The 13,976-nt window shown below is 44.6% G+C and carries 13 protein-coding genes and 1 pseudogene; 5 read left to right on the forward strand and 9 right to left on the reverse strand.

The genetic code is table 11. The features are described 5' to 3' along the window. On the forward strand, nucleotides 1-262 hold a 262-nt coding region (locus MiSe_RS33270; protein ID WP_226588176.1), incomplete at its 5' end, for a hypothetical protein. A gap of 3 nt (nucleotides 263-265) precedes the next feature. On the opposite strand, the gene MiSe_RS33275 is transcribed toward MiSe_RS33270, so the two are convergent. The 3 genes from MiSe_RS33275 to MiSe_RS33285 form a co-directional block, all read right to left on the reverse strand. Continuing rightward, nucleotides 266-2,905, reverse strand: coding sequence for an MGH1-like glycoside hydrolase domain-containing protein (locus tag MiSe_RS33275; RefSeq protein WP_226588178.1), 2,640 nt, complete (start codon nucleotides 2,903-2,905; stop codon nucleotides 266-268). Nucleotides 2,906-3,213: 308 nt separating this feature from the next. Beyond that, nucleotides 3,214-4,644, reverse strand: coding sequence for a sensor histidine kinase (locus tag MiSe_RS33280; protein WP_226588180.1), 1,431 nt, complete (start codon nucleotides 4,642-4,644; stop codon nucleotides 3,214-3,216). A 105-nt stretch (nucleotides 4,645-4,749) separates the two neighbouring features. Continuing rightward, complete coding sequence (locus MiSe_RS33285) at nucleotides 4,750-5,424, reverse strand: response regulator transcription factor (protein WP_226588182.1); 675 nt, start codon at nucleotides 5,422-5,424, stop codon at nucleotides 4,750-4,752. A gap of 305 nt (nucleotides 5,425-5,729) precedes the next feature. On the opposite strand from MiSe_RS33285, the gene MiSe_RS33290 reads away from it, so the two are divergent. After that, on the forward strand, nucleotides 5,730-6,119 hold the full coding sequence (locus MiSe_RS33290; RefSeq protein WP_226588184.1) for a hypothetical protein: 390 nt from the start codon (nucleotides 5,730-5,732) through the stop codon (nucleotides 6,117-6,119). Between the two features lie 210 nt (nucleotides 6,120-6,329). On the opposite strand, the gene MiSe_RS33295 is transcribed toward MiSe_RS33290, so the two are convergent. The 6 genes and pseudogenes from MiSe_RS33295 to MiSe_RS33325 form a co-directional block, all read right to left on the reverse strand. Next, nucleotides 6,330-6,515, reverse strand: a complete 186-nt coding sequence (locus MiSe_RS33295; protein ID WP_226588186.1) for a hypothetical protein — start codon at nucleotides 6,513-6,515, stop codon at nucleotides 6,330-6,332. 41 nt (nucleotides 6,516-6,556) lie between these two features. Next, nucleotides 6,557-7,891: pseudogene (locus MiSe_RS33300) on the reverse strand (ferredoxin reductase family protein). A gap of 13 nt (nucleotides 7,892-7,904) precedes the next feature. After that, complete coding sequence (locus tag MiSe_RS33310; protein ID WP_373872931.1) at nucleotides 7,905-8,729, reverse strand: superoxide dismutase; 825 nt, start codon at nucleotides 8,727-8,729, stop codon at nucleotides 7,905-7,907. A 142-nt stretch (nucleotides 8,730-8,871) separates the two neighbouring features. Beyond that, the gene (locus MiSe_RS33315; protein ID WP_444980586.1) at nucleotides 8,872-9,222 is read right to left on the reverse strand and encodes a phage holin family protein; all 351 of its coding nucleotides are present in this window, start codon (nucleotides 9,220-9,222) and stop codon (nucleotides 8,872-8,874) included. A 15-nt stretch (nucleotides 9,223-9,237) separates the two neighbouring features. Then, entirely contained in the window at nucleotides 9,238-9,591 is a 354-nt protein-coding gene (locus MiSe_RS33320; protein WP_226588193.1) for a phage holin family protein, read from the reverse strand. Nucleotides 9,592-9,967: 376 nt separating this feature from the next. Continuing rightward, on the reverse strand, nucleotides 9,968-11,179 hold the full coding sequence (locus MiSe_RS33325) for a PQQ-dependent sugar dehydrogenase (protein ID WP_226588195.1): 1,212 nt from the start codon (nucleotides 11,177-11,179) through the stop codon (nucleotides 9,968-9,970). Between the two features lie 201 nt (nucleotides 11,180-11,380). Between MiSe_RS33325 and MiSe_RS33330 the strand changes: the two genes are divergently transcribed. The 3 genes from MiSe_RS33330 to MiSe_RS33340 all read left to right on the forward strand — a co-directional run bounded on the left by MiSe_RS33330 (nucleotide 11,381) and on the right by MiSe_RS33340 (nucleotide 13,800). Further along, the gene (locus MiSe_RS33330; RefSeq protein ID WP_226588197.1) at nucleotides 11,381-11,680 is read left to right on the forward strand and encodes a hypothetical protein; all 300 of its coding nucleotides are present in this window, start codon (nucleotides 11,381-11,383) and stop codon (nucleotides 11,678-11,680) included. After that, nucleotides 11,665-13,170, forward strand: a complete 1,506-nt coding sequence (locus MiSe_RS33335) for an iron uptake porin (protein ID WP_226588199.1) — start codon at nucleotides 11,665-11,667, stop codon at nucleotides 13,168-13,170. The genes MiSe_RS33330 and MiSe_RS33335 overlap by 16 nt, the downstream gene beginning before the upstream one ends. 252 nt (nucleotides 13,171-13,422) lie before the next feature. Next, nucleotides 13,423-13,800 carry a hypothetical protein gene (locus tag MiSe_RS33340; protein WP_226588201.1) on the forward strand — a complete coding sequence of 126 codons (378 nt, stop codon included), beginning with the start codon at nucleotides 13,423-13,425 and terminating at the stop codon, nucleotides 13,798-13,800. Nucleotides 13,801-13,976 lie beyond the last annotated feature (176 nt).

Genomic DNA, 13,976 nt, shown 5'->3' on the forward strand with positions numbered 1-13,976 from the left:
CCCACAAGAGTTTGCCTATCCCACAAGAGTTTGCCTATCCCACAAGAGTTTGCCTATCCCACAAGAGTTTGCCTATCCCACAAGAGTTTGCCTATCCCACAAGAGTTTGCCTATCCCACAAGAGTTTTTGGAGAAGTTTATTCAACTCCCTATCTTTAATGTCAAAAACAAATGTGACCTGAAAGTGACAAACCAGTGCTATTTAGATTCAGCAATTATCTATGTAGGGTGCGTTAGCGATAGCGTAACGCACCACCTATGAGATTTATAATCCGCAATTTTGATAATTGCAGTTGCGGATCAAACTTGCCACCAAACCAGTCCAACCTGTTTGATGATTGGCTCCCAACCCAGCACCATTATCGCCGTGGAAGTACTCGTAAAACAGAATCAGATCGCGCCAGTGAGGATCGGTTTGAAACAGGTAATTGCCACCATGAACGGGGCGATGATTTGTACCATTTTTTAAGAAAATCCTCATCAGTCGATGGGAGAGTTCTGTTGCCACTTCTGTTAAATTCATGAATTGACCAGATCCGGTGGGGCATTCAACTTTAAACTCATCCCCCAAGTAACGGTATAACTTTTGCAAGGACTCAATAATTAAGTAATTCATGGGAAACCAAACTGGGCCACGCCAGTTAGAATTTCCACCAAACATCCCGCTGGTAGATTCTGCGGGTTCGTAATCAACCCGATAAGGCTGTCCGTCAATTTCAAAAATGTAGGGATGGTCGGCATGGTATTTGGAAACAGAGCGGATGCCATAAGGACTCAAAAACTCAGTTTCATCTAACATTCTTTGCAAGATTGATTTGAGTTTGTCCGGGTTGACAATAGCAAGCAATCTTCTAGATCCGATTCCTGGTATTTCTAAACAAGCGATATTTTTTTGCAGGTTGGGGCGATTGTTAATCAACCATTCAAACCGTTTCCTAAAACCTGGGAACCTCTCTAAGGTATTTGGCTCGAGGGTTTCCACTGCAAACAGGGGAACTAATCCCACCATCGAACGCACTTTGAGATGGTGTCTTGCGCCGTGAGGTAAGTGCAACACATCATAGAAAAATTGGTCGGTGTCATCCCACAAGTGAATATTGGTTTCACCGATATGATTCATCGCATCGGCGATATAAAGAAAATGCTCGAAAAATTTGCTGGCGATATCTTCGTAAGTTGGGTTATTTTTGGCTAATTCCAGAGCCATAGCCAGCATGTTCAAGCAATACATTCCCATCCAACTTGTCCCGTCAGATTGGTCAATATGTCCACCCGTCGGCAACTCGGAACTGCGGTCAAAAATACCGATGTTATCTAACCCTAAAAATCCGCCCTGAAAGACGTTGTTGTCATTATTGTCTTTGCGGTTAACCCACCAGGTAAAGTTCAACAGCAATTTTTGAAAGACTCTTTCTAGAAAGTCAGTATCGGCACGACCATAAATTTCCTGCTCAATTTGATAAACGCGCCAAGTTCCCCAGGCATGAACGGGAGGATTGACATCGCTAAAATGCCACTCGTAGGCGGGAATTTGTCCGTTGGGATGCATATACCATTCCCGCGTGAGTCGATCGAGTTGGCGCTTGGCAAAATCAGGGTCGATCGTTGCCAATGGGATTGTATGAAATGCCAGATCCCAAGCAGCAAACCAGGGAAATTCCCACTTATCGGGCATGGAAATAATGTCATCATTATAAAGATGGATCCATTCTTGATTTCGCTTATACTGTCGCTCCGGAGGGGGTTGGTTAGGATCGCCGTTTAGCCAGTCTTCCACCACATAGTGATAATACTGCTTTGTCCACAGTAAACCAGCAAATGCTTGTCGTTGTACGTTGCGTTCATCTTCTGAGAAATTCCCTGGGGAAATCCGTTGATAAAATTCATCGGCTTCTTGTTTTCGCTGGTGAAAGATTACCTCAAAATATGTCCCAAAAGGTTCTAATAATTCGGTATTGTCAGTTAAGCGCAGCCGCAGGATTTGGGTTGATCCCGCCCCAATGGTTAATTCGTAATCTGCTGCTGCTTTGGTTCCTATTTGTTCGGGATTAACTGCCTCTATTTGATTGTTGACAATGCAATCGTTAATTCCATCTTTGACATAGGGAGAATTGTTTTTAATGCCAAAAAGCCGCTCGTAATTCGTTTCGTTTTCAGTAAACAAAAGAGTTTTGGCATTCTCACAGTAGAGACAGCGTTGCCCCAAAGTGGGATGAAAGGCATCGATGACGTTGGATTGAGATTTTCTCAGGATTGGTTTTTTAGAATTTTCTTCCCAAGACCAGGTGTTGCGAAACCAAAGTGTAGGCAAAATATGCAGATTTTTTGTTTCAGCAGCTTGATTGACAATGGCGATTTGAATTAAGATATCTTCGTCTGACGCCTTGGCATATTCGACAAATACGTCGAAGTATTCGTTGTTGTCAAAAATCCCCGTATCGACTAATTCAAATTCTGGATCGCGATAACCTCGCCGCTGGTTTTCTTGGACTAATTGAGTGTAAGGAAATGCCTTTTGGGGATATTTGTAAAGGTATTTCATGTAGGCATGGCTGGGAGTGTTGTCAAGATAAAAGTAATATTCTTTAACATCTTCGCCATGATTGCCTTCGGGACCAGATAGTCCAAATAACCGTTCTTTGAGGATGGAATCGCAACCATTCCAGAGAGCGATCGCAAAACACAGCCTTTGATGATTATCCGAAATTCCCGCAATCCCATCTTCCCCCCAACGATAGGCGCGAGAGCGAGCATGGTCGTGGGGAAAATAGTCCCAAGCTGTACCATAAGAGCTATAATCTTCTCGCACAGTTCCCCACTGACGTTCGGCTAAATACGGCCCCCATCTGCGCCAATAAGCTTTGCGGGTACGATCTTCTTCGAGTCTTTTTTCTTCTGCGGTCATCTCGTTTTCCTCCTGAGTTGATATGTCAATTAAGTTGAGTGAAAATGGTGCCGTACACCGCTGAAACGCACCCTACATAGGGAGCATGTCAACTTTGTAGCCGACACCCGCGCATGGTGTCGCTACACAAACAAAGCCTGCCTTCGCAGGCTTTAAAAGCTTTAGCCCGCGAAGGATGGCTCTCGTCTGTATAGCCGCACCCTTCAGGGTGTCGGCGTAAATTTACAAACCTGACATGCTCCCCCTACATATAGCTGGAACCTTCCTATATTTAGGATTAAAAACAAATGTGACTCGAAAGTGACAATCTAGTACTGCAAAGGTAGTTCGATCTGAAAAATCGAACCCTGTCCCACTTCACTTTGCACGCTCAGATGACCCCCATGCGCTGCGATGATTTGTTGCGCGATCGCCAATCCTAACCCAAAACCACCTGTCTCTCGCACCCGTTCCTTATCCACTCGATAAAATCGCTCAAAAATATGGGGCAAATCTTCTTGGGGAATACCAATACCGTTATCTTCAACTTGAATAATTGCCTGATGAGAAGATGTAAACAGGCGCAACTGTACCATTCCGCCAGCAGGCGTATATTTACAAGCATTGCCGATCAGATTCCCTACTGCCTGACGCAGCAGATCTGGTTCTGCCTGCACCATAATCGGTTCAAAAGGCAGATCGCTTTTGAAATCCAAATGTTGAGCGGCAGTAGTAGTAGTTTGGCAATCTACCAACTCTGCGAGCAAATCAGTTAGGTCAATTTCTTTTAAATATTCCGGCGCTAAACACCCTGTTTTACGCGCCAAAAATAGTAGATTTCCAATCAGGATATTCATCGACTTGGCAACATCTGCAATCTTTTCCAGGCGCAAATGTTGGGCAGCACCGTCGTCAATTGGGGCGAGTAACCCAACTTGAGCGTTACTGAGTATCGCCGCCAAAGGAGCGCGTAATTCATGGGAAGCATTGGCAGTGAAGCGCTGGAGTTGTTCGTATGCTTCCAGAATAGGTCGCATTGCCAGTCCCCCCAAAAACCATCCGGCAAGACTGGTTGCCCCTAAAGCAATTAATACCGTCAATATTAATATTAGAAGAAAGTTTCTCAGAGATTCTTGGACGCGAGTCATCGGCATTGCTATTTGGAGATAGCCGATCGCTTTTCCATTGTGCATAACTGGCAGGGTTACCTGACGCAGCCAAATATAGCGGATTGGAAATGATTGAGGTAGAGCCACATTGGCTCTAGTTTGTGTAGCGGCAGCATTAATGCTGCCGCTACACAAACCAGAGCGGTAGCTCATAGGGCTGCAAACTGCTGTAACGGTTGGTTTTGCTCCTATGTAATTATCGGCAGTTTTAATTGTTTCAAATTCCCAAGTTTCATTTAACTGTTCTGGGGCAGCAGCACCAAAAAACTGTTTCAATTGTCCCGAGCGATCGTACCAACGCGCGTAGATGATTTCACTATCTGGCGGGGGTGGATTATTTCCCAACAGCGGCACAGAGTCTAGAATTGCGCGACTTTGACCTTGATACAGTTCATACTCTACATTCGCTGCCATCACCCTCGCTTTTTTGTAGAGCAATTGATCTAGTCTCTCTAGGTTTTTATTTGCTTCCTGATAGTAAATTGCCCCGCTAAAAACAACTAGAATACTGCCCATTGAAAGGGTGAACCAACGAGCCAAATTGCGACGGCTACGGTTGAACATTGCGTTACGTGCATTTGCTCTTGGCATCTTCGATCAAAGTTTTCAGGACTTAGGCAAAGAAACCGGGTTTCTCTAAAAAATCGTCTACGCAGAAACCCGGTTTCTAAGAGCGTCGTGCGTAAGTTGTGGTTTTCAATTTTTGGGATTAATTCGATAACCCATGCCATAAACTGTTTCAATCCAATCTGCTGCATTAACTGTTTTTAAGCGTTGCCGCAGTCGCCGTACAAGGGTGGTCATGGCGTTACTTTCTGGTTCGCTTCCCCATTCCCATAAGGCTTGTTCGATCTGATCGCGGCTTAAAATTTGACGGGGGTGGCGCATGAGGTACTCTAGCAGCTGAAACTCGCGCACAGATAACTCAACTGTTGCCTTTCCTCGTTTCGCGGTCAGGGTTGGTTTGTGCAGTTGCAGATCCGCAAGTTCCAGCATATCTCCCTGCCAAACAGGCGATCGCCTTGATAGCGCCCGCACCCTTGCGAGTAATTCAAATACATCGGTGGGTTTGACCAAATAGTCATCAGCACCTGCATCTAAACCCGTAACTTTATCAGAGGTGGTATCTTTTGCTGTCAGTATCATTACGGGTGCGGTTTTGCCAGCTTGTCGATACTGACGACAGAGATCCAATCCGCCAATCTGGGGCAACATCCAATCTAAGATCAACAGGTCGTACTCTCTTTGAGATAATGCCCATTGAGCGATCGCGCTATCACTCAGACCATCTACAATGTGTCCCGCCCCCGATAGCGCTACACACAAGGGTTCCAATTGTTTTGGATCGTCTTCTACCAGCAGTATTCGCATGGATTTCGCCTCCACTTGCTCGCTTTACTGTTCAGGGTAGAGAAACAGATTGAGTAAAACGTCTTCCACTGGTGGGATTTCAAGCTCAATTGGTAATTGCTAATTAATAATTAGACTGCTGGCAAAAATAGCTGGGGCGGGCAGGATGCCCACCCCACAAGAGTTTTTGCAGAAGTCTATTAGACCTCTGCAATAATTCTTGTGGGATAGGCGACACGAGCAGTCTTTGAGGTTGTTTTTTGCAGAAGTCTATTGGTAATTGGACAATGGGATATGCCTCCCTTCCGCACTCGCGTTCGCACTCTATGTTTCGCCATCGCTGGTTACATTTATTACACTCTCTTGGGCTGGAATTTTGGCTTCCCCTGCCTTTTTTGGGCTTCTTGTTTTGGTTTGGCGGTAACCTGATGGCAGAGCAGGTATTGAGCCGATCTTACACCACGGTGAATCAGCTACAAGCCGATACCCAATTAGAGGTCAAGCTGTCCCTGACAGTTGTACTGATTCAAGCTGTTATTAATAAGACCGAAGGAGTTACAATCGTTGCGGTGAAGACGACTGATTCGACTCTGAAAAAATTGGAATACGAGTTTCCAGTTACCGATGTTGGTCAGGTAGAGACAGCGATCGCTCACGAGTTAGACATGTCAATTGAGCAAACCAGGAAACTGGTACGCTATCAGATTCAAGATTAGTTAATTCAAATACTCACATCTTGCACCAGGGGAGGTAGAACCTCCCGAATCTCGTTCCCAGGTTGAACCTCCCGAATCTCGTTCCCAGGTTGAACCTGGGAACGAGAAACCTCCCGAATCTCGTTCCCAGGTTGAACCTGGGAACGAGAAACCTCCCGAAACGAGAAAGCCTCTATCTGTAGGGTGCGTTAGTAACGCACCAACCGACTTTTAATCTTGCTGTATAAGTCCTGTTTTCCTAGCTTCTGGAGTTGGATTGGGACGATTTTGTATCCAGGCAAATAATGCAGCAGCACCAACCAAAACCAAGGTGATGCCCGTCACAAGTTGAAGCATGATACTGTAGCGCATAACAGAATAGGTAATTGGGAATTGGGAATTGGAACTATTAGCCATTAGCCATGATCCATTAGCAATTAGCCATTAGCCATTAGCCATTAGACGAGATTGAAGTCCAAATGAACGTTGGTAACTGGAACGTCAAGTTCGTGCAAAGCTGCCTCGACTTGATCCATCATTTTGGGTGCGGCACAAATAAAGTAATTCCTCGTTCCTCGCCGTTCGGGAATGTAGCGTTCCAGCAATTCTTTGTCTACATAACCCGTTTCTCCCGACCAATCTGACGGCGGATTTCTAAGAACGTGGACGATAGTAAGGTTTAACTTTTCCTTTAATTCATCCAGTTCTTCGCGGAAGGTTATATCGTCCCAAGATTTGCTGGCATAAATTAACAAATAGGGGCGTTCGTCTTTTCGTTCCGCAGCAGTTACCAACATACTCATCATCGGAGTAATGCCGATACCGCCTGCAATTAAAACAAATCCGGCGGAATTTTCATAGCGGTCTGTGGTAAAAACTCCATAAGCGCCATCAAGATATGCTTTGGTTCCGGGTAAAACGTCCTTAATTGTGTTGGTAAAATCGCCCAAAGCTTTGATGCTAAATGCGATAATATCCTTGCGATCGCCATTGGAAGACATGGAAAAAGGATGTTCCCGCATCCCATAGGGGGAGATTTCCAGGGTAATCCAAGCAAATTGACCGGGTTGGAAGGGAAAACCTTCATGTCCTCTAGGACGTAGCGCCACCGTCCACACATCGCCTCGTTCTGGGCGTACCTGTTCGACTAAATAAGGTTTTTTCAGCATGAACCAGGGTTTCACGAGGCGAATGTAGACGAATAACCAGAGTGCGCCTAAAATCAGCGCTGACCACAATACACTCTTCCAAAACAATCCCAAATAGTTACCCACTCCCAAAGCATGAACCAGTCCGAAAACAAGCGCAACAACTGCTAAAGCTCCATGCAAAGTCCGCCAAGGTTCGTAAGGAATTTTCAGCTGCTGCCGCCAAATTGTGGTCGCAATTAACGCGATTAGCGCCAATGTTGACAACACGGCATATCTCGCCCGCCAAGGCGCTTCGAGGAAATTCAACAATTGGATTGTTTCTGGTTTTACCGCAAATAAAATCAGCGGGTGAATCAAAATAAAGGCAACCGCTACGATGGAAATATAGCGGTGAAACTGAAGAATAATATCAACCCCGTAGGATGCTTCAATGCGATTAATGCGCGCAGTTAAAGCAAATTGCAGCGCCATCATCGCCTACCCGATAAAACCGAGGGCGACTGAAAGATCGAGCCAAAAACCCCGGTCTTCAAATGGGGGATAGATTAGCAGCAACAGCAGGGGCAATAAGGTAATAAATAAGTATGCCCCTATCCAACAAACTGCTACAAAAATTGGACTTCGCATCAAGAGACTTTGCATCGGAATAGATCTCCTAACTACGTTGCCCAGAAGCTTGGGCGCGTCTGTTAACTTCTGCCCAATTCACCACATTCCACCAGTTATCTAAATACTCGGCGCGGCGGTTTTGGTATCTGAGGTAATAGGCATGTTCCCACACATCATTGCCCATAATTGGATAGTTCCCGTCCATAATTGGGCTATCTTGATTGGGTGTACTCACGATCTGCAATTGACCAGCAGGATTACGCACTAACCAAACCCAACCGCTACCAAAGCGATTGCCACCCGCCGAGTTAAACTGTTTCTTAAAGCCATCAAAACTGCCGAAAGTTTGGTTGATTTCTTGCGCTATTGCCCCCGTTGGTTGTCCGCCTCCGTTGGGACTCATAATTTGCCAAAAAATCGTATGGTTCAGGTGACCGCCACCGTTATTGCGTACCGTATTGCGAATATTTTCCGGCACGCTATTTAAGTCGCGCAACAAGGATTCAACGCTTCTATTTTGCAAGTTGGGATACTGTTTTATTGCGTCGTTGAGGTTGTTGACATAGGCGGCGTGATGCCTATCGTGATGCAATTGCATTGTTTGGGCATCAATTGCTTTTTCTAGCGCTCCAAAACCGTAGGGTAATGGGGGTAGTTTTGCTGGCAAAGTAGCTTCGCTGTTAACAGAAGCGACGGGAGGAAAGGTAGCAGGTGTTTGTGCGGTTGTAGGCGTCGCTTTTGGAGTTGCAGCGGGAGTTGTTGTGGTGGGTTGTGACTGGGTTACTTGTCTGGTTTGACAAGAAAATAACAGGATTACCATTCCCATTCCTACTAGAAAATATCCCAGTAATTTTCGCCAAAACTTTCTCATGATTCTTGTCCTCAAAAATAGTTTATCCAATCTTGTGGGGTGGGCATCTTGCCCGCCTTTGTGTTTGGGCGGGCAGGATGCCCACCCCACAAGAGGTTGTTGCAGCTTTTTTGATTTGCCAGTCTATTGAAGCATGAGTCTGTTAAAAAACTGGTGGCAAAATTGTCAACAGGATCGAGTTAACGATCGCTAAAGTAATTGACCCAAGTAAAGCACTCCAGAAGCCATAACGTAAGCTAAATCCGGGCACGATCGCCGCTGATATGCCAAAGATGAGCGCATTCAAAACAAAGAAGAATAATCCCAAACTAACGAGGATAACGCGCCTGGTTAAAATTGTCATAATCGGCAGCATAACGGCATTTAATATCCCGAAAACTGCCGCCGAAATTGCCGCTTTTCCCAAACTGTCTATGTCAAGTCCTAGAAAAGGGATTCGGGAAATAATCAAGAAACTAATCCTGGTGACTAACCAAATAACTATCATAAGCATCGAACTCCTAAATTATCAGGTAACTCCTGCCAAAAGCCGCAAAATCAGAGTGTTAATAATTGACAAGGTAATTGAACCGAGTAAAGCGCTCCAAAAACCATACCTTAAGCGAAATCCTGGTATGATCGCTGCTGATATGCCAAAAATGATGGCATTCAAAATAAAGAAGAATAACCCCACGCTCAGGATAATGAACGGCAAGGTGACAAAGCTGAGAATTGGGAGTAAAATCGCGTTCAAGATTCCCACAACAGCAGCGGAAATTGCGGCTTTACCAAAGCTATCGATTTCAATTCCCAGAAAGGGCAATCTGGCAATAATTAAAAAGCTGATTGTAGTCACTAACCAAGTAATAATGATACCTGTCATAATCGGTACTCTTTGGATTGCAGAAAGTCATGCGATCGCATGAGCGAATCAAGAAACATGAGTTATCAATTACAGCGGATTGCTTTCCTCGTCTTGGTACAGCCTTAAGGCTTTGTTTGTGTAGCGGCACCCTTAAGGGTGCCCGCACACCGCTGTCCTTCGGTGTACCTCATACGGCTGCAATCCTCTGTATCAGTCCTCACTCAGAGGTATAGCTGATAATTGATAACCCTTCAGACTTCCAGATTCCACCTATCTTCAGGATCTCAGCTAAATGTGACTAGAAAGTGACAGCATTGAATTAAGAAACCGGGTTTCTCTGAAAAATCGTCGCTTTGTCAGGAGAGATAGACGCAGAAACCCGGTTTCTAATTTACTATCTCCTGACAGTGTAGGACACGCGATAAATTACACCGTTGGTATCGTCAGTAAATAACAGCGAACCATCGGGTGCAATCGCTAACCCCACAGGTCTACCAAATTGTTCTGCACCCCCGTTGATCAAAAACCCGGTAATAAAGTCTTCAAACGCCACGGGTTGACCATTTTGAAACCGCACTCGCACGAGTTTATATCCCGAAGGTGGGTTGCGATTCCAAGAACCTCGCATGGTAACAAAAGCATCGCCCCGATATTCCGGGGGAAATTGATTTGCAGTGTAAAATACAAACGCCAAGGGGGCGCTATGGGCAGTATAAGTCATAACTGGCGCTTGAGTTTTAGCACAGTATTCTTCCTTAGTCATCCCATCAGGATTGGCGGATAAATATACATCCGGACGGCGATCGCCCCAACAAAAAGGCCAACCATAATTTGCACCTTGTTGAATGGGATTTAATTCCTCTGGTGGTTGGTCGTTTCCCCGCCAATCTGAACCGCGATCCATACCCCAAAGTTCGCCTGTTTGAGGATGCCATGCAAAACCAATTGTATTTCGCAATCCTTTAGCGTAAATGGTGCGCTGACTACCATCATATCTTGCCCGCAACAAAGTAGCATGTTCGTCATTTGGTTCATCGCAGGCATTGCAAGTACTGCCTACAGAAATATACAGCATTCCATCAGGGCCAAAAGCTAAAGTGCGGTTGGGATGTTGTCCGGCATCGGGAATATCATCGATCAGCGTTTGCAAATTTCCCTCCGTACCATCCGGACGCAAATCCATTGCGTGCAGCTTGGTATCGGTAACAAAATAAAGCCGATTTTGATTGATAGTAATGCCATTGACTTGTTTGTGTCCTGATGAGACGGTGCGCCTTTCGTCAGCGCGTCCATCTCCGTTGGTATCTCTCAATGCCAGCACATCGCTTTGTTCGCGGCGGGTAACGTAAACTGTTCCATTGGGTGCGATCGCAAGATTGCGAGGATTCCCCAAATCTTTGGCAAATACGCTAATTTGAAATCCCGGTGGTAATCTCAGTTGCTGCACCAGCGATTCGTTGAATTCTACCCGCTTTGGTGTTGCTAGATATCCCTCAACTCGCTCGATTCTTCGTTGTTCTGGCTGTTGGGCAGTGGCGGTGAAAGTAAGTCCTAATGCCAAAGCACATCCAATGAAAACCCGCCCTGAGTTTACTCTTAATTTCACTGTATTTTTCCGGGAAAATTTGACGGTTATCAGGCAGAAAAAGTATAGAATAGCTGCGTTTGCTGCTATTTAGGGAGTTGAAATCGAACGTCAGCTTTTACGGCTAAGGCTATATCATGGGACGAGCGAACGCATCTGGCTATTGGAGGAGCGATCGCCTACCATGTGATGGAGGAACTATGCCCAAAGTTATATTTTTAATTGGCAAAAAAGTTGAGACAATCTTGTCAGCCAGAAAACGATATAATCCTTCGCATTACTCCCTCGGTATTTCACGAAATATATCATATCCGCTGGCATCGGCATCGCGCTTATGGCGGGTTTATCAACATAATTCGCTTCCGCTTAAACGGGACTGGTAAAACCCACACCGTAAACACAATTAACCATAAGAGTAGAGACGTTACATGTAAGAGTAGAGACGTTACATGTAACGTCTCTACTACCGGACACGATATTACTTCCATCGCTTTGGGTGCATCATCTTGCTTAAAAATATAATTTGTCTGGCAATTGTGAACGTAGCGATCGCTACTGCTGAGTTTGCTGGGATGCGTGCGAGCGCTCAAATTACCCCCGTGTCCCAATTATCCGACGTACAGCCTACGGATTGGGCATTTGAGGCATTGCGATCGCTAATTGAACGTTATAGTTGCCTTACCGGATACCCAGATAACACCTATCGGGGAAATCGAGGACTAACTCGCTACGAGTTTGCCGCTGGATTAAATGCTTGTTTAAATACAATCCGCGTCCAACTATCTTTAGATGAAATTACAACAATTCAACGACTCCAAAATGAATTCGCTGCTGAGTTAGCCGCCTTACAAGGTCGAGTCGAAAGTTTAGAAACTAAGGCAACTGAACTAGAATCTAATCAATTCTCAACTACCACTAAATTAAGCGGTTCTATTGTCCTAGTTGCCAGCGATTTAACCGGAGATACCGCCGATAGCAACCCCGATACTCGCATTGATTCTAACTTGGCATTCAATCATCGCACTCGATTAAATTTAATTACCAGTTTTACAGGTAAAGATCGATTGCTGGTTCGGCTGCAATCTTCCAACAGAGTCCCCAATTTTAATGGTGTTTCTGGAACGAATACAACGCGCCTTTCCTTTGAAGTTGGAAATACCGACAACAGCTTCGATCTGAACCTTTTAGAATATCGATTTCCCGTAAGCGATCGCCTCAACCTCTATCTATTTGGAAATTCCGCATCTCATCATTATTACGCCACTGTTGTTAACCCATTTTTCGCCAGTTTTGGTGGTGCCAAAGGTTCTCCCTCCCGCTTTTTAGAACGGAATCCGATTTATCGCATTGGGTTTATTAGTCCAGCCGGAATAGCAGCAGTTTATCAACTTAACGCAGCCATTCGTTTAGATTTAGGTTATTTAGCTGAAAATGCCGCAATTCCTAGAGAAGGATTGTTTGGCAGTACCTATAGTGCTTTAGCCCAACTTTCCTTCAAACCCTCCTCAAATTTAGAATTTGGGTTAACTTATCTTCGCAACTATTCTCCTGACGGCAACCTGTTGCATCCCACGGGTAGCTTATTCTCAAATATTCCCTTTGGCACAGGCGTTCCCTTGGTATCAAATGCTTATGGTTTTGAAGCTTATTGGAAAATAAACCCTCGAATTGCTATCAGCGGTTGGTTTGGATATATCGATGCTAACCGAGTTGATAGAATTGATGGAGACGCTAACATTATCAATTATGCAGTCAATCTTGCTTTCCCCGATTTGTTTAAAGAAAATGCCGTTGGAGGATTAGGCTTTGGAATGCCACCAAAAGTAATTCAAAATACAATTGCTGACCGGGAAGATACTGGAACGGGATTTCATTTTGAAGCATTTTATGAATACCCGCTAACAGAAAATATTAAAGTTATTCCTGGTATTATCTATCTGACCAATCCCGACCACAACGAGACTAAAGGCGATATTTTTATCGGCACAATTCGGACAGTCTTTAACTTTTAAGTCGTTTCATAAAAAAAAATAAACTTTTTTTTATATTCTATCTTTTGGCAGAGAAGCTAATTAACAAGCTAGTCTATTGGTAGATATACAAAATTTAGATTTTTGCTAAACCTATGAATATAGCCCTTGCTCATCCCTTGCAAGTTTTTTAGTTACCCTAAATCTTCCCATCAGCTTTAGGCTTTTCATGTAAGTTGGAACATTGCCACGAAGCTTTGCACAATAGATACCAATTGCCATGAGGTAAAAAATATGGATACCAATCGATTTTCAAATCTACAAGCTGCCAGAGGAACTCATGCTCGGCAGGGATATCAAACTGAAATATCAGTTAATCGGCAAGATAGCATAACCGAACCGAACGAAGCATTGATTTATGGGGGAAGTTTTAGCTTGTTCGCGATTTTGACAGTCATGGTAATTTGGCTATCAAAGAGGAGGATGGGTGACAAGAAGGAGAGTTTTTTAAACTTCGCTCGTTTCCAGCAAGTACCTTGTAAAAACTGTCGATACTTTACAGGTAATTTTTATCTAAAATGTGCAGTACGCCCATTGGACGTTCTTACCAAGAAAGCAATCAATTGCTCTGACTACTGCTCCCAAGATAAAAATGATTATAAGGGCGAATGATACAAAATCAGGGGTGATATCATATTCGGTCGATTACCCACGCTTGGCAGCCGGGACACGGCAAGATCAAAGTTATCTGTTTGTCCGAGAAATCTCTGATGCCTTGTCCCTACGCAACAACTCTGTGAGGTTTTTTTATTATGGGCAATTCAACAGACATGATATGACTACCCCCT

This window comes from Microseira wollei NIES-4236, assembly GCF_020521235.1.
Lineage (GTDB): Bacteria > Cyanobacteriota > Cyanobacteriia > Cyanobacteriales > Aerosakkonemataceae > Microseira > Microseira wollei.